The following is a 21,658-nucleotide window of genomic DNA, read 5'->3' as shown; positions in this document are numbered from 1 at the left end:
ACAATTATGGCTCAACCTTATATTGGAGAAATAAGAATGTTTGCAGGTAATTTTGCTCCAAGTGGGTGGATGTTTTGTAGTGGACAATTACTCCCAATCTCTGAAAACGATGTCTTATTTCAATTAATCGGTACTACCTATGGAGGCGATGGTCAAAGCACTTTTAATTTGCCAAATTTGCAAAGTAGAGTTCCAATTCACATGGGAAATGGTTTTATTTTAGCCGAAACAGCTGGAGTTGAGGAAGTTACCCTAACGACTACTCAGATTCCAACACATACACATCCGATGGTTGCAACGGGCAATCCTGCAAGTTCGGCATCACCTACCAATGCTATTTTAGGTACGTCATCGCAGGCAACAATGTTTTTTGGAGACCCTCCCTCTCAGAATATGAATGTTCAAAACGTTGGGATCACTGGTGGAAGCCAGCCACATACCAATCTCCAACCTTTTTTATGTATAAACTTTATCATCTCTTTGTTTGGGCTATTCCCATCTCAAACCTAATGATTTTGAGAGAACAGATTACATTAAAAAAAAACTTTTAAACAGCAATCAATCATGGCAGATCCGTTTGTAGCCGAAATAAGAATATTTCCTTTCAATTTTGCCCCAAGAGGATGGGCATGGTGCAATGGGCAATTATTGCCTATCTCACAAAACACAGCCCTGTTCTCTTTATTGGGTACTACTTATGGCGGTGATGGTAAAAGCACTTTTGCTCTTCCCAACTTACAAGGCAGTGCACCTTTGCATCCAGGGCAAGGCCCTGGGCTTACCTTATTACTTCACCATTCAGCATTTGGTTTTCTATGATATGTTTTACGAGTGAAGCATACTCATCAGGCTTGCCAAGACGTGATGGAAAGGGTACTTGTTTTCCCAATGATTCTTGTGCTTCTGTTGGCAATGATGCCAAAAGTGGCGTTTCAAAAATCCCGGGAGCAATTGTCATTACTCTGATTCCCATTCGGGCTAATTCTCGTGCAATCGGTAATGTCATGGCTACAATTCCGCCTTTTGAAGCGGCATAGGCAGCTTGCCCAATTTGTCCGTCAAATGCTGCAACAGAAGCTGTGTTTATGATTACACCTCTTTCTCCAGATTCGCCTGTTTCATTATTTTGCATGATGTTTGTTGCCAAACGAATAACATTAAAAGTGCCAATCAGATTGATATTGATAACTTTTGAAAAAAAATCTAAGGAATGAGGCCCATTTTTGCCAACTACTCGCATGGCTGGTCCAACGCCAGCACAATTGACAATGCCATGCAAGCCTGCAAAGGTGCTGACTGCGGTGTCAATGGCATTTTGTACTTGCTCTTCGTTGCTTACATCGGTTTTGATGAACTTGGTGTTCTGCCCTAATTCTATAGTCGCTTGTTCTCCAGTAATAGTATTAATGTCTAACAAAACAGCATTTCCACCATTTTTTACAATCATTTGAGCGGTGGCAAATCCTAAGCCAGATGCTCCGCCTGTTACTAAAAAAGTTTTGTTTTTGATATTCATTTTCCTAAATTTTTATGATTAAAGAGAAGTAACTAATTCAAGCCTCTGCTTCAAAATTGCTTCAATGTATTCGCTGTCAAGTCTTGCAATTGTCAAATCTTGAATAATTGATGAAGCTGCCGATTTTTTTTCATTCAAAACACCAACATAGACCCAAGTTCTTGACGAAAGTTTGAAATCTTTGGAGATTCAACCATTAGGAATTAAGCCTTTACTTGGCACTTTTTCATCTAAAAAGCTGTAACACTTTGTAATTGTGCTATTTTTTCTTTTTTTAGTTCAATATCAGTTTTTTAGGGCAAATTTTATTACGGAAAATATGGCTCGATACATGTTAAAAGGTTTGTTTGCAAATCTTTTTTTCTTCGTCAGTCAAAATAATATGTTTACTTTTACATCCTATTGAACAAAGATAAAATAAAACCCGATTTGTTTTTTTCTAGTTCTGATTTAAAATAGATACGCTATGAAAACAAAGAAACTTTACGTTATCTTTTTGCTAAGTCTTTTTACGCAAAATGTATTATCCCAACAAAACATTACTTTTGGAAAAGGACATACCAAAGGCGTAAATGTGTCTTCAAGCACGGCATCGGCAACTGGTGCTGCAACCTTGACGAGTTCGGGTTTCTTGCCAAACCTAAATGCTTCTTCGAGGTTTCTTTCACAAGCTACATTAGGAACAAACTATACCGAAATTCAAAAAGTTGCAACCCAAGGCATTGAAAGATGGTTGGACAACCAGTTGGCTCTACCCAATTCTTTCAAGTTAGAAAGCTATGTGCAGAATATGCACCAATCAATGGTAGATTCGTTGAATATTAAAAATAATGTCTCAACAAATACCTTATTGAATGTCAGTGTTGATAATTGGCATTTTGATATTGCTTGGTTTCAGGGCAGTATGACTGCTACCGATTTGCTAAGATGGCGTATAGGTCTAGCTTTGAGCGAAATCTTTGTAACTTCACGTGTTTCTTCATTTAGTGACAATCCTTATGCCCTTGCCAGCTACTATGATTTACTAATGGACAACTCATTTGGCAATTATCGAACATTGATTGATAAAATTACTTATCATCCAACGATGGCTGTTTATTTATCTTTTATGAATAATCATGCTACTGACCTCTTCAATGGTAAACAGACTTATCCCGACGAAAATTATGCGAGAGAAATCATGCAATTATTTTCTATTGGTCTTTATGAATTGAATATTGATGGTTCGGAGAAAAAAGATGCCAATGGGATGTCAATTCCAACCTATACCAATAATGATATTGTTAATTTAGCAAAAGTTTTTACGGGCTTATCTTGGGGAGATGGAGCATATATAGGTATTGCTGCAAAAGATAAATGGAGCTATACTAAACGTTTGAAATTCTATGGAAAAGATAATAGCGATGCCATAAAAAACCCGAATAAAATTAACCCAAGAATTGTAGATGCTCATGAATATGGAGCAAAGACTTTTTTAAATACAACTATTCCTGCAAGAGATGTTTTATTGGGAGAACAAGACATTCAAGATGCACTGAATGTTATTTTTAACCATCCAAACGTAGGTCCATTTATTTCACGAAGACTGATTCAGCGTTTAGTTACTTCTAACCCAAGTCCAGCTTATATTCAGCGGATTGCTACTATTTTCAATAATAATGGAAGCGGTGTAAGAGGCGATTTGAAAGCTGTAATAAGAGCTATTTTATTAGACCCTGATGCTCGGCAATGTTGTGGAGATAATACCGAATCTTATGGTATGTTGAAAGAACCGTTTATAAGATATATGAATTTGTTAAAAGGATTAAGTTTAGAAGCTCAAGGGGGCGTTTTTCGAAATGTAATGAATAGAGTTTATGATAAAACCGAACAAAAACCATTATATGCTACTACGGTTTTTAACTTTTTTTCGCCAGATTATATGCCAGATGGTTCTTTGAAAGATGCCAATAAAGTTGCTCCAGAATTTCAGTTATTAAGTTCACAAACGCTTACAGGGTATTTTAATGCACTAAATGATTGGTTAATAAACGATGACCCTATTGATTATTATGGTTTATTTTTAGGCGAAACATATAAACCTAATCTAGAACCAAGGTTTAATGTTGTTGCCGACTATGCACTTACCCGAAACGATAAAGTACCACTGCTTTTAGATAAGTATAACCTTATTTTTGCTCATGGAAAATTATCTGCCGAGAGTTTGAAAATTATTGGAACGGCTATAAAAAGTATGCCTTATGTGCAAGATGCCAATGGTGTGCCAGCTTCCACAGAAGCATATCGCAGAGTTAGAATTGCTATTTTCTTAATTATGACTTCACCAGACTACTTAATAAACAAATAAGCCATGAATAGAAGAGATTTTATCAAGCAAACGGGTTGTGCTGCCATGGGTTCAACTACCTTATTGAGTACCTTGACAAGTTTGGGTGCGGTTAATGGAGCGATGAGCGGAAATTTATCAAGTCCTAAAAGTAATGAAGATTACAAAGCATTGGTTTGTATATTATTTTCGGGTGGAATGGATTCTTACAATACACTTATTCCTTACGGTACTACCGTTGGTGGAGATAATGGTTTTAATGAGTATAAAAGCGTTAGGTCAGACCTTGCAATACCTTCAAATGCAAACCTTTGGCAACTTAACAATCCTCAATGTACAGGTTTTAGAGGCTTGCCCTGTAATTATGGCTCTTTTGGAGTACATCCTTCTATGCAAGGGATTAGTCAATTGTTTAATACTGGGAAATTGGCTTTTATGTCGAATATAGGCACATTGGTAGAGCCAGTGATGAATAAAACCGAGTATCAAAGTGGACTGAAAAAACTTCCTTTAGGCATTTTTTCACATTCCGACCAAGTAATGCAATGGCAAACTTCAGTGCCACAAAGTAGAAATGCTTTGGGTGTAGGAGGAAGAATAGCAGATTTGTTGAATGCTGCCAATAGCACCCAAGAAATTTCGATGAATATCTCTTTGAATGGTAAGAATACTTTTCAAAGAGGGCAAACTATAGCCGAATATGCTATCAGTAATAATGTCGATCCTACTAATGTGGGTATTACACCCCTTCCAACGTATTGGGGAAATTCGGGTTTGCTGACAGACCTAAGAAATACAGCAGTCGACAGCTTAGTTTCTAAAGTATATGCTAATCTTCTTGAAAAAACGTATAGTTCTACTGCCAAAAAATCTATTGATTCTTTTGGTATTTTTAAAGAAGCCCTTAAAAGAGTGCCCAGTATTTCGACAACAATTCCTAATACAACATTAGCAAAAGATTTATTGGCAGTTGCCAAAGTGATGAGCGTAAGAAGTCCATTAGGGGCTAAACGACAAATCTTCTTTGTAAACTACGGTGGTTGGGATATGCACGATAATCTTGTAACGGGCATGAATAATCAACTAACAGTGGTAAGCCAAGCAATGAAAGCTTTTTATGATACCACAGTTGAATTGGGTATTGCAGAAAACGTGACAACTTTTACAATTTCAGATTTTGCGAGAACAATTACTTCCAATGGCTTAGGTGCCGACCATGCTTGGGGTGGAAATACGATGGTAATGGGCGGTGCAGTTAATGGAGGTAAGGTTTTTGGTACTTTCCCAAAAATGAACGTAACCACAAACCCACAAAATATTTCATTTAGAGGAAATTTTATCCCCTCTATTTCTACAGATGAGATGTATGCCGAATTAGCATTGTGGTATGGTGTTAGTCCGTATGATTTGTGCTATGTTTTGCCAAATTTAAGTAATTTCTACACTTACTCACCCAATAATTACCCTGTAGGATTTATGAATTTCAATGGGACAGCCATTTCAACTATTGATAAACCCCAGTCATGCTTAACCTATTAAAATTACACTCGTGAAAACAACTATATCTTCCCTTTCTTGTTTGTTAGGTTTTTTACTAATAAGCAATTATACCATTGCCCAAAGTTGCATAGGCACAGCGGGGCAAGTAAAATGGAGCTATTGGGCAGGGTTTCCAACCACACCAGATAGTACCGATTTACACGCATTAGAGTTTTTTCCAAGTGTGCCAGATGGTTACCAAATGTTAGGCTCATTGAAAAGTCCTGTAAATTATGCCGATAATTTTGCTTCAATGATAAGAGGTTTTATCAAAGTTCCTGTAACAGACAATTACATATTTAATGTTACTGGCGATGATAAAGTTGTTTTTCTTTTGAGTACGACACAATTTCCTGCCAACAAGGTAAAACGTGCTGAAGTGCTTACTTATACCGCCCAAACAGAATATAACAAAGAACCTGGTCAAACTTCACAAACTATTCAGTTGGTTGGGGGACAATATTATTACTTTGAATTGAAAGATTTTGAAGGAACAGGGGGGGATTTCGTGAATTTACAGTGGAGAAAAACCTCTCAAACACCCATAGTTTGGTCAATAGTTGATTTTAATTATATCTATGAATATGCTTGCGGACAAGCTTGCCCAGTCAGAGGTACTACTTGCAACGACGGAAATGCACAAACAACCAATGATCAACAAGATGGTTTTTGCAACTGCGTAGGCACTTATCCAACAACTAATGCTTGTGTTGGCACAAAGGGACTAACCGAAGCCTATTATTATGACAATATTACAGGAAATTATGTTGAAAATGACTTAATTAATGCTCCAAAGTTTCCATTGTTACCTGACAGAAGAGAAAAACTCACGGGAGCATACGGCCCTTTAGTGCCTCAAACTAAAGACAACTATGGTACTTTGGTTCAAGGTTTTTTAACCGTACCCGTATCGGGAATATATGAATTCAATATTACTGGCGATAATCAAACTTTCTTTTTTCTTAGCAAAAATGACTCTATAGAATATAAGCAATATCATCAAGCTGTAGTTATTTATGGTGTAGATGACACTGACCACAAAAACTCAGTGTTACAAAATATTTCACCTCTTTTCATGGAAAAAGGAAAGTATTATTATTTTGAGTTTCGTCATAAAGAAAATTCATCACGTGACTATTTTAATTTATTCTGGAAAACCCCGTTTCATGAAATAAAAGATTGGAAACGGGTGCCCAATTTCTATTTATTTGACTATAAATGCGAAATTTCTTGTATTGCTCAAAATACCATTTGTGATGATGGAAACCCATTTACAAACAATGACAAAATTAATGGACAATGCGAGTGTGTAGGTACTCCCTGCTCTGGTCCCGATTGTGATGATGCGGCGGCAAGGTATAAAGCTTACGATGCATGCAGCCCTACCGATAATGTTACATCTTTGAGGGAGTCTTCTTGGGTTTCGTGTTCCAATACAAATCCAAACCCAAATACCGCAAGAGCAAGTAATCCGAATTGGATTCTTTATGACTTTACAGATAGATATAGATTTAATGGTTCGCGAGTTTGGAATTATAATGTTGAGGGCGAAACAGATAGAGGGTTTAAAAATGTTTACGTTGATTATTCTTTAGATGGCACTACTTGGCAAACATTAGGTACAAGTTATTTTTGGCAGCAAGCTCCTGGAATTGCCGATTATTCGGGTTTTTCGGGCCCCAATTTTAATGATGTAAAAGCTCGATATATACTCATTTCTGCTCTTGATAATTGGGGTGCTGGCTGCTCTGGTTTTAGTAAAATTACTTTTGATGCTAGCCTTTGTAACCCAAGCGGAACACCATGTGATGACAAAGATCCCCTAACTTCATACGATAAATTTGATGCCAATTGTAACTGCAAAGGTATTGATATAAATTGTGCAAGCGATACCCTGAAATTAGGAAAAATATCATTAGCTGATGGAGCATTTAAAGCAAAAAAGAGAATAGAAGCAGAAAGTTTAGTGCCAATAACAAAGGATATTAGCTTCACGGCAGGAAATAGCATTGTTTTGTTGCCAGGCTTTGAAGTTAAAAATGATGCTATTTTTATGGCAAATATAGCAGATTGTTTGCAAGCTACATTCAATGCAAATAATAAAGCAAATGGTAAAATGAGTGATTCTACTTCTTTGGATGCAATAAATACTCAATCAGATAAAATAAAAGAGATTATATTTAAACTTAGCAAACCTGCCTACGTAAAATTGTATTTGAAAGACCAAAATGAAAAAATAATTGTAACAATTATTGATTATTATTTTGAGAATATTGGAACACAAACCAAACTTTTGCCAATCAATAAATTAGCTAAAGGCACCTATTGGGTTGAACTTAATGTTGATGGAAAAGTATTGAGAGAGCAGGTTTTGGTTGAGTAATATTAAGTATTCGCAACTCATAAGAACAAACTTAATGAAAAATTTACTGTTATTTATTATTTGCTTTGGGCTACTTCCTTTAAATAGTATTTCCCAAACTTTTACTGTTGATTTTTTTCCTGAAAAAGATAATTCTATTTTTTCAGAAAACATTAATAACAGTAATGGAGCAGGAACTAATCTTTTTTCAGGAAGAACACAAGGCACAGCAGGCACTGAAATAAGAAGAGCATTAGTAAAATTTAATATTACATCTCTTCCAGCTAATGCTCAAATTGAAAGTGCAACCTTGCAAATTGCAGTAACAAACTCAGCCAATTCCACAACAGATTCTCACAATTTTTCTATACATAAAGTTATAAATAATTGGGGAGAGGGTGCTTCAATAGGGTTGGGTAAAGGGTCTCCCGCCCAAATTAACGACGCAACCTGGTTACATTCATTTTATAATTATTCTAATTGGATTAGTGCTGGAGGCGATTATATGTCAAATCCATCAGCAAGTGCTTTTGTAAAATATGGATCAGTAGACTTAGAATTTGGTATTTGGTCGAGTAATTTAATGACGAATGATATAACAAATTGGATAAGTTCACCTTCAACAAATTTTGGGTGGATAATAATTGGTGAAGAAAGTACAATTGGCTCCGCTAAAAGATTTTCTTCTCGTGAAGAAACTATATTTCCAAAACCAACACTCACTATTACTTATTCACTTCCTATCGAAGATAAAATTCTTATCAATGAAGTAAATCCTTCAAAAAAGTGGATAGAGTTTTATAATCCTTCAGTTAATACTATTAATTTGGCGAATTATTGGCTAACTAATGGTGCTTTATCTGATAATATTAATGGAGGAAATGTAATGGTTTTAAATGGTAATTTGGTGCTAAATGCTGGAAAATATGTAGTTGTCAGTTGGACAAATCTTGGACAAAATACTGGTGAAATAGCTCTATTTAATAAAAATCCGACTGATAATGCGGCAATTATGAAAGATTATGTACAATATGGTGCTGAGAATCAATCAAAAGCGACAGCTGCGGTAACTGCTCAAGTTTGGGATAATGCTACGGCATTTCTACCAGCTAATATTATGGTAAACACCTATTCTCTTAATCCAACTGGAAACTTTCTTTCAGGAAAAGATACCAACTCAACTTCTTGGTTAGTGCAGAAAGAAACACCGAGTTATAAAAATGAAATTTGTCCTGCATTGCTTACTTTGTCAGGTACATTAATTGAGGCAACTTACCAAAGTATTGGGCAATTAAAGTCAACAGGAAGCATTTCTGCCAATCAAAATATTAAACTGAATTCTGAAAAATCAATAGTTTTGGAAAACCTTTTTTTTGTAAATTCAGGAGCCGTTTTTGAGGCAAAAATAGGTGGTTGCAATAATTGAGTTTCGCATATACAATCAATAATTCATTAATAAAAAACTATGGCTTTACTATTACCAGTTAAGGGAATAATGCCCCAACATGGCGAAAATTGTTGGTTTGCACCCAATGCAACTATCGTAGGCGATGTGACGATGGGAAACGACTGTACGATTTGGTTCAATGCCGTAGTGCGTGGTGATGTAAATTCGATAATCTTGGGGGATCGTGTAAATATTCAAGATGGAGCAGTGATTCATTGTACATACCAAAAATCAAAAACTATCATTGGAAATAATGTCAGTATTGCCCACAATGCCGTTGTGCATGGCTGCAAAATTGAAGACCAAGTTTTGGTAGGAATGGGAGCTATTATTATGGATGGAGCTGTGATTGGCACAGGCTCAATCATTGCGGCAGGAGCAATTATTACACAAAATACAATCGTGCCACCAAATAGCATTTATGCAGGAAATCCAGGAAAATTCTTGAAAAATGTAAGCCCAGAATTAGGCGAAGTTTTCATGCGAACTGCCAATAATTATGTAATGTATGCAGGATGGTTTAAGGAAAATGTGTAGTTGATGGCTAATTAGAAGTATTTAATTTGAAATTGTTTCTAAAAGTCCGTAAATCTCTGACAGATAAAAACTTGATTTCGTTTATTTGTCTCTCTCTGAAATCATCCATAAAACGTCTATTAACTTGTTTCAGAAGTTTACAATATATTAGCAAAAATATCAATTCTCCTCACTCATTTCTTTCTTAGCATTTAAATAACCCCGAATAACTGTCAAGGTGGTTATTGCCAAAAAGAAAATGATAATGTATTGTACATAATCTACAATCCACGGGAATTTTTCGCCAAAATAGAACCCACCACCAACCAAAACAACGGTCCAAATGGCTGCTCCTAAAATATTGAATATCATAAACTTATAAAACTTCATGTTTACAATTCCCGCCAAAATAGGTGAAAAAGTACGAATAACAGGCAAAAAACGAGCAATAATGAGTGTTTGACTGCCGTATTTTTCAAAATATTTGTGTGTATTTTCAATATATTTCTTTTTGAAAAACAACGAATCTGGCCTATTCTGAATACCATCACCAAAATACCTGCCAGTAATATAACCCAAAAGTGAGCCAAGTACCGCAGCCAAAAATATGCAAATCATCAAAAGGGATAGTGGAACATCAAGTAATTTTGTGCCACAAAAAACCCCAGAAAGAAAAAGAAGATAATCGCCAGGAAGAAAAAAACCAAAGAAAATTCCATTTTCGATAAAAATAATGAGCGTAATCGTAATCAGTCCACCTGTACGGATAAGTTCTTCCGAATCCATTAAATACTGAAACCAATCTTTTAAAGTTTCCATTGATTGTTTTTATTAATAGCTTTTTGCAAAATACGTCAAATACATTGATTATACAAACTCAGCTAATTCTAACCAACGTAATTCTTTTTCGGAAATTTGAGCTCCTATCATTTCAAATTCTTTAGACCAAGCTGCCAATTCTTCATGCGAAGCATTGCCCGAATTCATTTTTTCAACCAAAATAGCTTTGTTTTTCTCTAATTTTTCAATATCTGCCGCTAATCCTTCATATTCTTTTTGCTCTTTAAAAGAAAACTTTCTCTTGTTTTCTACAATTTGTGGTAATGGTTGGGGAATTGCCGCTACGGTTTCTTTCACCAAGGCTTTATTATTGACTTGTGATAATATTTCGGCCTCGTTTTCTTCTCTCCATATTCGATAATCTGTATAATTTCCTGGATAATCTCTGATGTAGCCATTTCCTTCAAATACAAAAAGATGGTCAACTAATTTATCCATAAAGTATCTATCGTGAGAAACGACAAGTAAACAACCACCAAAATTCAACAAGAAATCTTCCAGCACATTCAATGTCGAAATATCCAAGTCGTTGGTTGGCTCATCAAGTATCAAGAAATTAGGGTTTTGCACTAAAATCTTCAATAACTGTAAACGTCGTTTTTCGCCACCGCTTAGTTTCTTAACAAAACTATATTGCATGGCAGGTGGAAAAAGGAAAAGCGTCAAGAAATTGGTGATTGACATTTCAGTTCCGTCTGCCATCTTTACATATTCGGCAATATCTCTCACAACCTCAATTACTCGTTGATTATCGTCAAAATCTAAGCCACCTTGCGAATAATATCCAATTTTAATTGTATCACCTTTCACAACTCGTCCTATGTCGGGCTTAATTTTTTCAGTGATTAATTCGAGCAAGGTGCTTTTTCCCATGCCGTTTTTACCCACAATTCCGATTCTATCGCCTCTTTTGAAAGTATAGTCGAATTCTGAAATAATTTTTTTTCCATCATACGACTTGCTAACGTGTTGAATCTCAATAATTTTGCTACCCATTCGCTCCATTTTCATACTCAATTCGAGTTTATCGTCTGGACCTTTTTTAGCAGCTTTTTCTTTCAAATCATAAAAAGCATCAACTCTACTTTGAGATTTTGTACCACGAGCCTTTGGCTGGCGACGCATCCACTCTAATTCTTTTCGTAAAAGATTGCGGTAATTTTTCTGAGTTGCTGCATTTACTGCTTCTTGTTCTTCTTTTTTTTCTAAGTAATAAGCATAGTTTCCTGCGTACTTAAATACCTTACTATCAGCCAATTCCAATATTCGGTTACAGGCTTTATCCAAGAAATAACGGTCGTGAGTTACCAACAAAAGCGTTATGTTTGAAGCAGAAAGATATCCTTCGAGCCACTCGATTGTATCAAGGTCAAGATGGTTGGTAGGTTCATCAAGAATCAGAAAATCAGGTTCTTCAATTAGTACTTGAGCAAGAGCAACCCGTTTTTTCTGTCCACCAGAAAGGTTTTTTATCAATTTATCAAAATCTTCGATACCCAATTTTGCCAAAATTTGCTTTACTGTAACTTCATAATCCCACGCTTTGAGTGTATCAACTCTTTCGATGGCATCAGAAATACGGTAATCATCGCCCGAATTCATAGCAAGTTCATATTCCTTAATTGCCATTGTAAGCGAATTTTCAGAAGCAAAAATTGTTTCTAAGACAGTCCGTTCTTCGGGTAAATCAGGATTTTGACCAAGATAACCATATCGAATGTCTTTTCTTATACTAATTTCGCCAGCGTCTATGTCAGCATTGCCTGTAATCATGTCGAGCATTGATGACTTTCCCGAACCATTTGAGCCAATTAAAGCTACTTTTTCTCCTTGTAAGATGCCAAATGTGAGTTTTTGAAAAAGCCAACGTTCGCCCAAATTTCGACCAATATTTTCTGCGGATAAGTAGTTCATGTAGTTTTATTAGTCGGTGGTCGATAGACGACTGACGACAGTTTATTGTTATATTTTTGAAAGAGATGGACTTTTGACAATCGGCCATCTACTATTCTTCTTACAAAATTACGCCTTTTTTTCGGAAAAACGTTGAACTAAAATCTCCCACTCTTCTTCCAATGAGATTTTTGGCATATTTTCTCCACAACGCTGGTACCAATAATTAGCATTAAATCGGTCGCCTTCTTTTCGGTGCAAATAGGCGTGTAGTTGGTCGTAGGCAAGCGTGCCTTCTTTGGTTTGGGCAACATTATGAGCAGCTTCCCAGTTTCCTTTTGCATCATGCCAAAGAGCTTGAAGTAAAATTGGAAGACTTTTTGGGAGAGTAGATTCTAAAAGTGTTTTTTTGAAATTTTCTGAGGTCATAGTTGAGACTTACATTACATTACATTACATTACATTACATTACATTACATTACATTACATTACATTACATTAGATTAAATTTTACTTTCTCGATACTTGCGATAAGCTCTTGCCGATAGAAATAGCGTTACACCAAAAGCGATTATTCCCAAAAACAAATAAACAAAATTTAGTAGATCTTTCACAACAGCCAAAAGTACAATTATTGCCAAAAATAAGGTTGGAAGCTCATTCAGTAAGCGAAACTGAAAAGATGTAAAGGTTGTTTTACCGCTTTCTTGTTTGGCAATAATACCTTTGCAATAAACATGATAGACTGTTAAAAGTACCAAAAAAACCAATTTTACTTGTAACCAGCCCTGTTCTAAAAAGTAGGGAGAATTAATTAGCATCAAAATTCCGCAAGTCCAAGTAAGCATCATTGCAGGATTACAAATAATTTTATACACTCGCCATTGCATAGCAGTATATTGTTTTTTCCAATCTTCTTTAATTGACTCAGGTTTATCGGCAGCTTCAGCATGATAAACGAACATTCTGACTAAATAAAATAAGCCTGCAAACCATGCTACAAAGCCAATAATATGGAGTGATTTTAGATATAAATGGAGCATTTTAAGAGTTCTGAGCGAGTATTGCCGCTGGGTTTAGAGTACCAAGTTCTGAACAGATTATTCTTCTAAATTCAGAACTTTTTTATTTACTTGCAAAGATAACAAAGAATTGATGTTGAACGTTTTAAAATAAATTTTCTAAACTAAAAATTATGCAAAGAATATTTATTGTTCTATTCTTTTTTTTATCTATCAATATTTTCGCTCAAAACCCAAAAGCAAAGGATTTTTACGATAAAGCCCTTAAAAATCTTGCTGAACGTAAATCTGCCGAGGCAAATGAAAATTTTTTCAAAGCAATCAAAACCGATTCGACTTATTCTGATGCTTTTTTTAAGTTGGGGCAATTCTATGAATCAACTCGAAATCAAGAAAATGCCTTGAAATTTTATGGTAAAGCTATTGAACTAAAGCCTAACGAATTGACGTTTACGCAAGCCTATACCTATATCGGAACACGGTTAATGCGAGTTGGGAACTACGAAAAAGCAAAACAATATTTATCGTTTTCATTAAAAAACTCTTCACCCAATAGTCCGATAGTTAAGCAATTGACTAAGCAAATTGAGCAATGCAGTTTTGGAATAGAAGCTCAAAAAAAGTCAATGAATTTTAGTTCGGTAGAAATGGGAAACACTATTAATTTCAAAAACAAACAATATTTCCCTGTTTTAACCGCCGATAATGAAACGCTTATTTTTACGGCTCGTTCTGATGATGGCGATGAAAATTTATATACTTCACAACTAAAAGAGGGCAATTGGACTGAACCTAAGAGCATTTCTTCAAAAATCAATTCACCATATAACGAAGGTACTTGCAGTATTTCGGCCGATGGGCATACTTTAGTGTTTACGAGTTGCGATGGCAAAGATACTTTTGGAAGTTGCGACTTGTACATTTCCAAGAAAGTGGGAGAGGAGTGGAGTACACCACAAAATTTAGGAGAAAAAATTAATTCTCCATTTTGGGATGCACAACCAAGCCTTTCTAATGATGGCAGAATCTTATACTTTTCATCCGAACGACCCAAAGGATATGGTCGTAAAGATTTGTGGATGAGCGAGTTAGGGGAAAATGAAAATTGGACTAAAGCAACAAACTTAGGAAATACAATCAATACTTTAAATGATGAAATTTCGCCATTTATCCATGCAAATGGGCATACACTTTTCTTCGCTTCTGATGGTTTGATAGGCATGGGAGGATTAGATTTATTCATGACTGAGCAAAAATCAGGTATTTATACAAAACCTGAAAATTTGGGTTACCCAATCAATACTTACGAAGACCAAGTTGCACTTTTTATTACATCTGATGGGAAAAAAGGCTATTATTCTTCAGATATAAAATCGTCAGTAAAACTATTTCAATTTGATATTCCGAAGGAACTTTCTGATAAAATTATAAGGGTAAATGTTGTGAAAGGAATTGTGCGAGATGCCCAAACAAAGAAAAATATTTCAGCAGAAATTGAATTAGTTGATTTGAAAACCAACCAAGCAGGAGCGACCGTCGCTTTGCAAAAAATAAAATCTGATTCTTTGTCAGGAGAATATACCGCTGTTTTGCCAAACGGTAGCCAATATGGACTTTTTGTTAGTAAGAATAATTATTTTTTTAAAAGCCTGACTTTCGATTTTTCTGAAAAAACTGATGCAGGAGGAAAAACAATCAATGTACTTTTAGAGCCAATCAGAAAAGATGTAAAAGAAGTATTAAACAATATTTTTTTTGACTCTGGAAAATTCGATTTACGCTCAGAATCTTTTGCTGAATTAGACAAATTACAAAAACTGTTGAAGCAAAATCCAACCCTAAAAGTCGAAATATCAGGACATACAGATAACGTTGGTAAAGATTCTGAAAATCAGATATTATCTGAAAAAAGAGCCTTAGCGGTAGTAAATTATTTATTAAATAACGGTACTAATGTGCTGAATATCAGGTCGATTGGTTATGGTTCGAGCAAGCCAATGTTGCCAAATGATTCGGAAGAAAATCGACAAATCAATCGCCGAATCGAAATGAAGATTTTGTAAACTTGCCTATTACGGCTTTTTTGACGAACTTTGCACCTTCAAAAAAGTGTTCTTATTGAAATAGTTTTAGAATCACTATAAATGTAAAATGCTGAAAGCAAAAAAGCTAAAAGCAAAGTAGATTATGACACAAGAAAAAGCAGAAGTATTGATTTTGGGTTCAGGGCCGGCAGGTTATACAGCTGCAATTTATGCAGCAAGAGCAGGACTAAAACCATTAATGTATCAAGGCGGTCAGCCAGGCGGACAACTCACCATTACAACCGACGTTGAAAATTATCCTGGATATCCAGAAGGCATACAAGGACCCGAAATGATGGAAGATTTCAGAAAGCAAGCCGAGCGTTTTGGCTTAGATAATCGATACGGAATGGCAACAAAAGTAGATTTTTCAATACCAATGGCACATAAAGTAATTATTGATGGTTCACACGAAATTACTGCTTCAACTGTTGTTATAGCTACTGGTGCTTCGGCAAAATGGCTTGGTTTGGAGTCGGAGCAACGTTTGAACGGCTATGGAGTTTCGGCTTGTGCAGTATGCGATGGATTTTTCTTTAGAGGGCAAGATGTGGCTATCGTAGGAGCAGGTGATACTGCTTGTGAAGAGGCACATTATTTATCGAAACTTTGTAAAAAAGTATTTATGTTGGTGCGAAGAGATGAGTTTCGAGCGTCTTTGATTATGCAACAACGTGTAAAAGCTACGTCAAATATTGAGATTCTTTTCAATACCGAAACCGTTGAAGTTTTGGGCGAAGATGGTGTAATAGGAGCAAAAATTAGAAATACAATTAGTAAAGAAGAAAAAATTATTGACGTAACAGGGTTTTTTGTTGCAATCGGACATCAACCCAATACTCAAATATTTGATGGTTATCTGACAATGGACGAAGCTGGCTACCTTGAAACCGAAAAAGGAAGCAGTCGAACCAATATCGAAGGCGTGTTTGCTTGTGGCGATGCACAAGACAAAATTTACCGTCAGGCTGTAACAGCCGCGGGTTCGGGTTGCATGGCAGCCCTTGATGCAGAGCGATATTTAGCTGGAAAAGACTTGCATTAATCGAATAAAATTCCTAAAATTGTTACGGATTGTGTACATTAAAATCAATTTTGACACAATTTTCAGTAATATTTTACGTGCTGTAAACCCCAATTAATTGAAGCATGAAAAAGATTATATTATCAATTTTCTTTATAGTCTCTATTTCAGGAGCAATTTTTGCCCAAAGAGAAAGAGGAATTAGGTTGAATAAACCAAATATTCCATCAAATCAGAAAGATTCAAAATCTAAAGACAAAAACTTTAATAAAGCTTCAAAAGAAGATGACGAATTTAGTTTTGAAGAAGAACCAAAGTTAAGGTTTGTCAATGAATTTGAAGCTCCAAAAGTAAATGAATCGCTTCCTGCACCCAAAATAGAGCCTATCAAAGAGCTTAATACTGCCGTGCATGAAGATACTTCAACTATTGACGAAGGACAAATTCAGATTGTTGAAATAGAAGATGAAGCCCAGTTTCAAGGAAGTGAAGATATGGTGAAAATTGCCAGCTACTTCTCTGTTTGGGACACCGACACTGTTGACCCTTATGGCATTGATGCTAAAGAATATGACGATGTTGTGCCGATTCAACTATACGATATTTCTCAAGGAAGATATTGGGCTGGACCTCTAAGTAAAGGCGTAACAAATTCACCTTTTGGTTGGAGATGGAAACGCTGGCACACAGGCCAAGACCTTGATCTCGAAACTGGCGACCCTGTTTATGCTGCTTTCGATGGCATTATTCGATTGGCACGTGTACAAGGTGCGTATGGCCGTTGCGTTGTTATCAGACATTATAATGGTTTGGAAACACTTTATGGGCACTTATCCAAAATAAATTTTGAGGCAAATACCATTGTAAAAGCAGGAGATGAAATTGGTAAAGGCGGAAGCACAGGCCGTAGTTCAGGTCCACACCTTCATTTTGAAACTCGTTATGAGGGTAATCCATTTGATCCAAAAAATATCTTTAATTTTAGCCCTTCGCAAATCAATATTACTTCGCAAGAGTTTTTAATGACCTCTCGTGTGTATGATTATTTGAGGGGAGGTGCAAATAAAGGTGATTTTGAATTTGATGAGCCAGTAAAAGTTAATAGAAAAATTTGGATTCGTGTAGCTTCAGGAAGTTCCCTTTCTGAAATAGCGTCAAAGAAAAATACAACAGTTGCTGAACTTTGCAAACTCAATCATATTAAATCTTATACTCGACTGAGAGCAGGTTATCGTTTGAGAATAAGATAACTTGATTTTCTAAAATAATATTTTAAGCGACGTGAAACTATTTACGTCGCTTTTTTTTTTATATATTGAAGATTCATTTCAAGTAAAACTTTTTAGAATATCGTATTAGAGGTTGTTTAAGTTTTTTGATTTGGGCTTAAAATACACCTTTTTAACATACTCTTCGTTTAAAAAAGACTCATTTTGCTCGCAAAATTTCACTTTTTCAACCTTGATTAAGTCAAAAATATATCATTTTTTACCAGCAAAAAAAACTTAAACAACCTCTTAATGAAATTAGATATACTCATAATGGCTGCTCACCCCGATGATGCTGAAATGTCGTGTGGTGGTACAATTGCCTCTGCCATCGAAAAAGGTAGAAAAGTGGGAATTGTAGATTTTACAAGAGGAGAATTAGGTACACGTGGAACACCACAAATTAGAGCTTTAGAGGCTGCTGCTGCATCAAAAATCTTAAAAATTTCAGCCAGAGAAAATTTGGGTTTTAGAGATGGTTTCTTTAGAAATGATGAAGAACATCAAATGAAATTGATTGCTGCCATTCGCCGTTATCAACCAGAAATTGTGTTGGCAAATGCCATTGAAGACCGACACCCAGACCACGGAAAAGGTGCTGCATTAGCAGTTGATGCTTGTTTTTTGTCAGGTTTACGCATGATTCAAACTTTCGATTCTGATGGAACACCGCAAGTTGCTTGGCGACCAAAAGTATTATATCATTACATACAAGATGTTTATATCAAGCCTGATTTAGTAGTTGATATTTCTAAACATTGGGATTTAAAAGAAGCCTCGATTCGTGCCTACACAAGTCAGTTTTTTGATGCAAATAGCACCGAACCAGAATCATATTTGACAAGTCCTGTGTTTTTAGAGTTTCTAAAAGCTCGTTCACAAGAAATGGGACATAAAATCGGAGTCAGTTTTGGTGAGGGTTATACCAAAACTAAGATGATTGGTATCAATGATTTTTTTGATTTGATTTAGTTTTTAGAAAATGTGCCACATCTAATATGCTGTGGCACATTTGTTTTATCCCACAAAACTCAAAATCTCTTTGATAACAAATTCTTGTTCTTCGTTGGTCAAAGTTGGATACATCGGAATACTCAAACAATGTTCGTAATAGTTTTCCGCATTAGGAAAATCTCCTTTTTTCCACCCAAATTGCTTATAATAAGGCATCAAATGTACTGGAACATAGTGAACTTGTACAAAAATATTTTTTGAGCGTAAATAATCATATAGACCTTTACGATTTTCGATTTGAATAACGTAAAGATGATAAGCATGACTAAAATTGGTATCAGGAATTATCGTTTTTACTTTGGTATTCGCAAAAGCTTTATCGTAGCGTTTGGCAATGAATTGGCGTTTTTTGAAACCTTCATCAGCACGCTTTAATTGCGAAATGCCTAAATTACAAAGTACATCAGGCATTCTGTAATTATACCCTAATTCTTGCAATTCCATGTACCAACCACCATGATTTTCTTTCAAAGCTGGGTCACCCTGATAAATCATTCCGTGCGAGCGATATTGTTTTAATTTTTTATAAAGTACCTCGTCATTGGTAGTTACCATTCCGCCTTCGCCAGTGGCAATATGTTTGACAGGATGAAAAGAAAATATGGCTAAATCTGCCAAACTACAATCGCCGCATTTATGGATAATATCTTGATTATCAGTAAAATTTCCTCCTGGTGAATGGCAAGCATCTTCTAAAATCCAAAGCCCGTATTCATCTGCTAATTTTCTAAATGCTTGCATATCAACAGGATAACCAGCAAAATCAATTGGAATAATGCCTTGAAAAGTGCCCTTTGGATGACTTTCAAGTAAAATTCGAACTTTGTATATATCCAATAAAATGGTGTTAGAGTCAATATCTGCAAAGTGTACTTCTCCACCACAATAACGCACACAATTGGCAGAAGCTGAAAACGTAATAGGAGCAGTAATGACTTTGGAAGCAGCATTTACGCCTAAAGCCATGCAAGAAATATGTAATGCTGCCGTACCGTTGGCAACTGCAACGGCATATTTACTGCCAATATATTCGGCAAAAGCTGCTTCAAATTCAGCTACTTTTGGTCCAGAAGTCAAAAATGGAGATTGAAGCGTTTCGATAACTGCCGCAATATCTTCTTCAGTAATGTGTTGTTTTCCGTAGGGGATAGGATTCATTTTGAAGCAAATGTTTATTATTAATGCTATTAATTGTCTCAAAGTTACGAATTAGCAACGGAACTTGGGTATGAATGAAAAGATGATTTTTTTGGAACTATTTGTTAATGTCTAAAAAACTTTATTACTTGTAGAAGTATTTAATCAATTCTAAACCCTAAACTATTATTTTATGGAAAATGTAAAACTTGCAGGTTTTGGTAAACGCTTTATAGCCTACATTATTGATGGTATTTTATTATGTTTAGTGATGATGATTGCCTTTATTCCTTTTGGTGGGTTTATGACGGTAATGGGCATGAAAGCTGCCGAAAGTGGAGGCGAAATGGGCGATGAAGTTTCCGCCGCAACTGCTGCTTTGGCAGGTATAAGCATTGGAGGGATATTTTTGGTTGCCTTGGTCGGGCCTTTAATTTATGATTCGTTAATGACAGCGTCATCTAAACAAGGAACATTAGGTAAAATGGCAATGAAAATCAAAGTGGTAAAAGAAACTGGAGAAGCTTTGACTACAAGTGAGGCATTTGTACGTACCATTATAAAAATTATTACATTAAGTGCTTGTGGTCTTTTAGGATTGGTGTGTTTGTTCAATAAGCAAGAACAAAATTTACATGATATGGCTGGCAAATCGTTAGTTGTAAGTGCAGACTAAATGAGAAATTCCTTCGGGCGACACGCTGCATATTATAAATTATTATTGGCGGTAGTAGCGTTGGCTATTACCGCTTATTATTTTTATTATAATCCTGCCGATGAGCGAGGTTCTAAAACACCCTTCTTTTATCGATGCCTGTTTTATAAAACTACTGGACTTTACTGCCCAGGTTGTGGGGGGCAAAGGGCTTTTCATGAACTATTACATGGCAATTTTATTAAGGCTTTTAATTATAACCTTTTGATTTATTTAGTCTTACCTTTAGTCGGAATAAAGTTTTATGAAGAAATTGGCGAGAAAAAATTGATGCCATCCTTCTTATTCTCTCGTAGGTTTATTATTATTTTGGTAATTTTTGTGGCAATATTTACTGTATGCAGGAACGTATCTGCGAAATTATTTATTATTTAGTTCCACGCTTATCGGGATCATAACTTTGAAAGAAATTGAGCCAAATGGTACGTGAAAGACGATAATAAACTGGAATTAAAATAACAGTGATAGAAACGTAGATAGTCATCAATAACCAACCTTCAATATATTGGTCTAAAACTACAAAATATGCAACTATGCAAGTAACAAATAAAGCAATGTTGAGCATATAACTTACGTACATTGCACCAAAAAAGAAACCCATTTCTTTTTCATAACGTAAGCCACAATGAGGACAGATTTTATGTATTGCCGACATTTTTTTGTAAGGATTTCTTGTTTCGAAAACATCTCCTTCGTGGCATCTTGGGCATTTCATGGCAACAATACTATATAATCGTGAGCCTTTTCCAAACATAATTTTTAGAGATATTATCTATTACGAAGTTTTGTAGTGTAAAGGTGCGATTTTAATACGATAAGTATTTTTGTGTTGTACACCGTCTGATAAATTCAAATGTCAATTATAAACCAGCTTTCAAATAACTCCAGCCTTGCTCTTGTTTTACAACGATTTCGGCAATTGCCATTGGAACAGTGCTAACAAAAGATAAAAGTT

General features: G+C 35.6%; 19 protein-coding genes and 1 pseudogene. 13 read left to right on the top strand and 7 right to left on the bottom strand.

Annotated elements, in window-relative coordinates; translation table 11 throughout:
- The first annotated feature begins 6 nt into the window (after window positions 1-6).
- Both ACH2CJ_RS13760 and ACH2CJ_RS13755 read left to right on the top strand, forming a co-directional pair.
- The gene (locus ACH2CJ_RS13760; protein WP_394993478.1) at window positions 7-510 is read left to right on the top strand and encodes a phage tail protein; all 504 of its coding nucleotides are present in this window, start codon (window positions 7-9) and stop codon (window positions 508-510) included.
- A gap of 54 nt (window positions 511-564) precedes the next feature.
- Window positions 565-783, top strand: a pseudogene (locus tag ACH2CJ_RS13755) (phage tail protein); the annotation flags it as partial.
- Here the strand turns inward: ACH2CJ_RS13755 and ACH2CJ_RS13750 are convergent.
- The gene (locus ACH2CJ_RS13750; protein WP_394993477.1) at window positions 779-1,516 is read right to left on the bottom strand and encodes a 3-hydroxyacyl-CoA dehydrogenase; all 738 of its coding nucleotides are present in this window, start codon (window positions 1,514-1,516) and stop codon (window positions 779-781) included. The pseudogene ACH2CJ_RS13755 and the gene ACH2CJ_RS13750 overlap by 5 nt on opposite strands.
- Window positions 1,517-1,982: 466 nt before the next feature.
- Here ACH2CJ_RS13750 and ACH2CJ_RS13745 point away from each other — a divergent pair, with 466 nt between their 5' ends.
- The 5 genes from ACH2CJ_RS13745 to ACH2CJ_RS13725 are packed head-to-tail and all read left to right on the top strand — an operon-like array spanning window position 1,983 to window position 9,727.
- Window positions 1,983-3,863 carry a DUF1800 family protein gene (locus ACH2CJ_RS13745; RefSeq protein WP_394993476.1) on the top strand — a complete coding sequence of 627 codons (1,881 nt, stop codon included), beginning with the start codon at window positions 1,983-1,985 and terminating at the stop codon, window positions 3,861-3,863.
- Window positions 3,864-3,866: 3 nt separating this feature from the next.
- A complete protein-coding gene (locus tag ACH2CJ_RS13740) occupies window positions 3,867-5,381 on the top strand; it encodes a DUF1501 domain-containing protein (RefSeq protein ID WP_394993475.1) in 1,515 nt (504 codons plus the stop codon).
- 10 nt (window positions 5,382-5,391) lie between these two features.
- Entirely contained in the window at window positions 5,392-7,764 is a 2,373-nt protein-coding gene (locus ACH2CJ_RS13735; protein ID WP_394993473.1) for a PA14 domain-containing protein, read from the top strand.
- A gap of 34 nt (window positions 7,765-7,798) precedes the next feature.
- Window positions 7,799-9,169 carry a DNRLRE domain-containing protein gene (locus tag ACH2CJ_RS13730; protein ID WP_394993472.1) on the top strand — a complete coding sequence of 457 codons (1,371 nt, stop codon included), beginning with the start codon at window positions 7,799-7,801 and terminating at the stop codon, window positions 9,167-9,169.
- A gap of 39 nt (window positions 9,170-9,208) precedes the next feature.
- On the top strand, window positions 9,209-9,727 hold the full coding sequence (locus ACH2CJ_RS13725) for a gamma carbonic anhydrase family protein (protein WP_394993470.1): 519 nt from the start codon (window positions 9,209-9,211) through the stop codon (window positions 9,725-9,727).
- 159 nt (window positions 9,728-9,886) lie between these two features.
- Here the strand turns inward: ACH2CJ_RS13725 and ACH2CJ_RS13720 are convergent, their stop codons facing one another.
- The 4 genes from ACH2CJ_RS13720 to hemJ all read right to left on the bottom strand — a co-directional run bounded on the left by ACH2CJ_RS13720 (window position 9,887) and on the right by hemJ (window position 13,482).
- On the bottom strand, window positions 9,887-10,525 hold the full coding sequence (locus ACH2CJ_RS13720; RefSeq protein WP_394993469.1) for a DedA family protein: 639 nt from the start codon (window positions 10,523-10,525) through the stop codon (window positions 9,887-9,889).
- 48 nt (window positions 10,526-10,573) lie between these two features.
- Complete coding sequence (locus tag ACH2CJ_RS13715) at window positions 10,574-12,460, bottom strand: ABC-F family ATP-binding cassette domain-containing protein (RefSeq protein ID WP_394993467.1); 1,887 nt, start codon at window positions 12,458-12,460, stop codon at window positions 10,574-10,576.
- Window positions 12,461-12,568: 108 nt separating this feature from the next.
- Window positions 12,569-12,868, bottom strand: coding sequence for a hypothetical protein (locus ACH2CJ_RS13710; RefSeq protein ID WP_394993466.1), 300 nt, complete (start codon window positions 12,866-12,868; stop codon window positions 12,569-12,571).
- A 74-nt stretch (window positions 12,869-12,942) separates the two neighbouring features.
- Window positions 12,943-13,482, bottom strand: a complete 540-nt coding sequence (gene hemJ / locus ACH2CJ_RS13705; RefSeq protein ID WP_394993465.1) for a protoporphyrinogen oxidase HemJ — start codon at window positions 13,480-13,482, stop codon at window positions 12,943-12,945.
- A 152-nt stretch (window positions 13,483-13,634) separates the two neighbouring features.
- Between hemJ and ACH2CJ_RS13700 the strand changes: the two genes are divergently transcribed.
- The 4 genes from ACH2CJ_RS13700 (at window position 13,635) to bshB1 (ending at window position 18,809) form a co-directional block, all read left to right on the top strand.
- Window positions 13,635-15,524 (top strand): OmpA family protein, encoded by a 1,890-nt coding sequence (locus tag ACH2CJ_RS13700; RefSeq protein WP_394993463.1) that lies wholly within the window; start codon window positions 13,635-13,637, stop codon window positions 15,522-15,524.
- 124 nt (window positions 15,525-15,648) lie between these two features.
- Window positions 15,649-16,590, top strand: coding sequence for a thioredoxin-disulfide reductase (gene trxB, locus ACH2CJ_RS13695; protein ID WP_394993462.1), 942 nt, complete (start codon window positions 15,649-15,651; stop codon window positions 16,588-16,590).
- 104 nt (window positions 16,591-16,694) lie between these two features.
- A complete protein-coding gene (locus tag ACH2CJ_RS13690; protein ID WP_394993461.1) occupies window positions 16,695-17,819 on the top strand; it encodes a peptidoglycan DD-metalloendopeptidase family protein in 1,125 nt (374 codons plus the stop codon).
- A gap of 270 nt (window positions 17,820-18,089) precedes the next feature.
- Window positions 18,090-18,809 (top strand): bacillithiol biosynthesis deacetylase BshB1, encoded by a 720-nt coding sequence (gene bshB1 / locus ACH2CJ_RS13685; RefSeq protein WP_394993460.1) that lies wholly within the window; start codon window positions 18,090-18,092, stop codon window positions 18,807-18,809.
- A 45-nt stretch (window positions 18,810-18,854) separates the two neighbouring features.
- Here bshB1 and pseC read toward each other — a convergent pair whose 3' ends face one another.
- Entirely contained in the window at window positions 18,855-20,009 is a 1,155-nt protein-coding gene (pseC, locus tag ACH2CJ_RS13680; RefSeq protein ID WP_394993459.1) for a UDP-4-amino-4,6-dideoxy-N-acetyl-beta-L-altrosamine transaminase, read from the bottom strand.
- Window positions 20,010-20,181: 172 nt separating this feature from the next.
- On the opposite strand from pseC, the gene ACH2CJ_RS13675 reads away from it, so the two are divergent.
- Entirely contained in the window at window positions 20,182-20,664 is a 483-nt protein-coding gene (locus ACH2CJ_RS13675; RefSeq protein ID WP_394993458.1) for an RDD family protein, read from the top strand.
- The gene (locus ACH2CJ_RS13670; protein WP_394993457.1) at window positions 20,665-21,078 is read left to right on the top strand and encodes a DUF2752 domain-containing protein; all 414 of its coding nucleotides are present in this window, start codon (window positions 20,665-20,667) and stop codon (window positions 21,076-21,078) included.
- Here ACH2CJ_RS13670 and ACH2CJ_RS13665 read toward each other — a convergent pair.
- Window positions 21,071-21,457 (bottom strand): DUF983 domain-containing protein, encoded by a 387-nt coding sequence (locus ACH2CJ_RS13665; RefSeq protein ID WP_394993456.1) that lies wholly within the window; start codon window positions 21,455-21,457, stop codon window positions 21,071-21,073. The genes ACH2CJ_RS13670 and ACH2CJ_RS13665 overlap by 8 nt on opposite strands.
- Window positions 21,458-21,658 lie beyond the last annotated feature (201 nt).

The sequence above is a fragment of the Emticicia sp. genome, from assembly GCF_043780375.1.
In the GTDB taxonomy this organism is placed as follows: Bacteria; Bacteroidota; Bacteroidia; order Cytophagales; family Spirosomataceae; genus Emticicia.
Note: the sequence above shows the minus strand (reverse complement) of the source record. Positions and strands in the feature narration are given on the sequence as shown.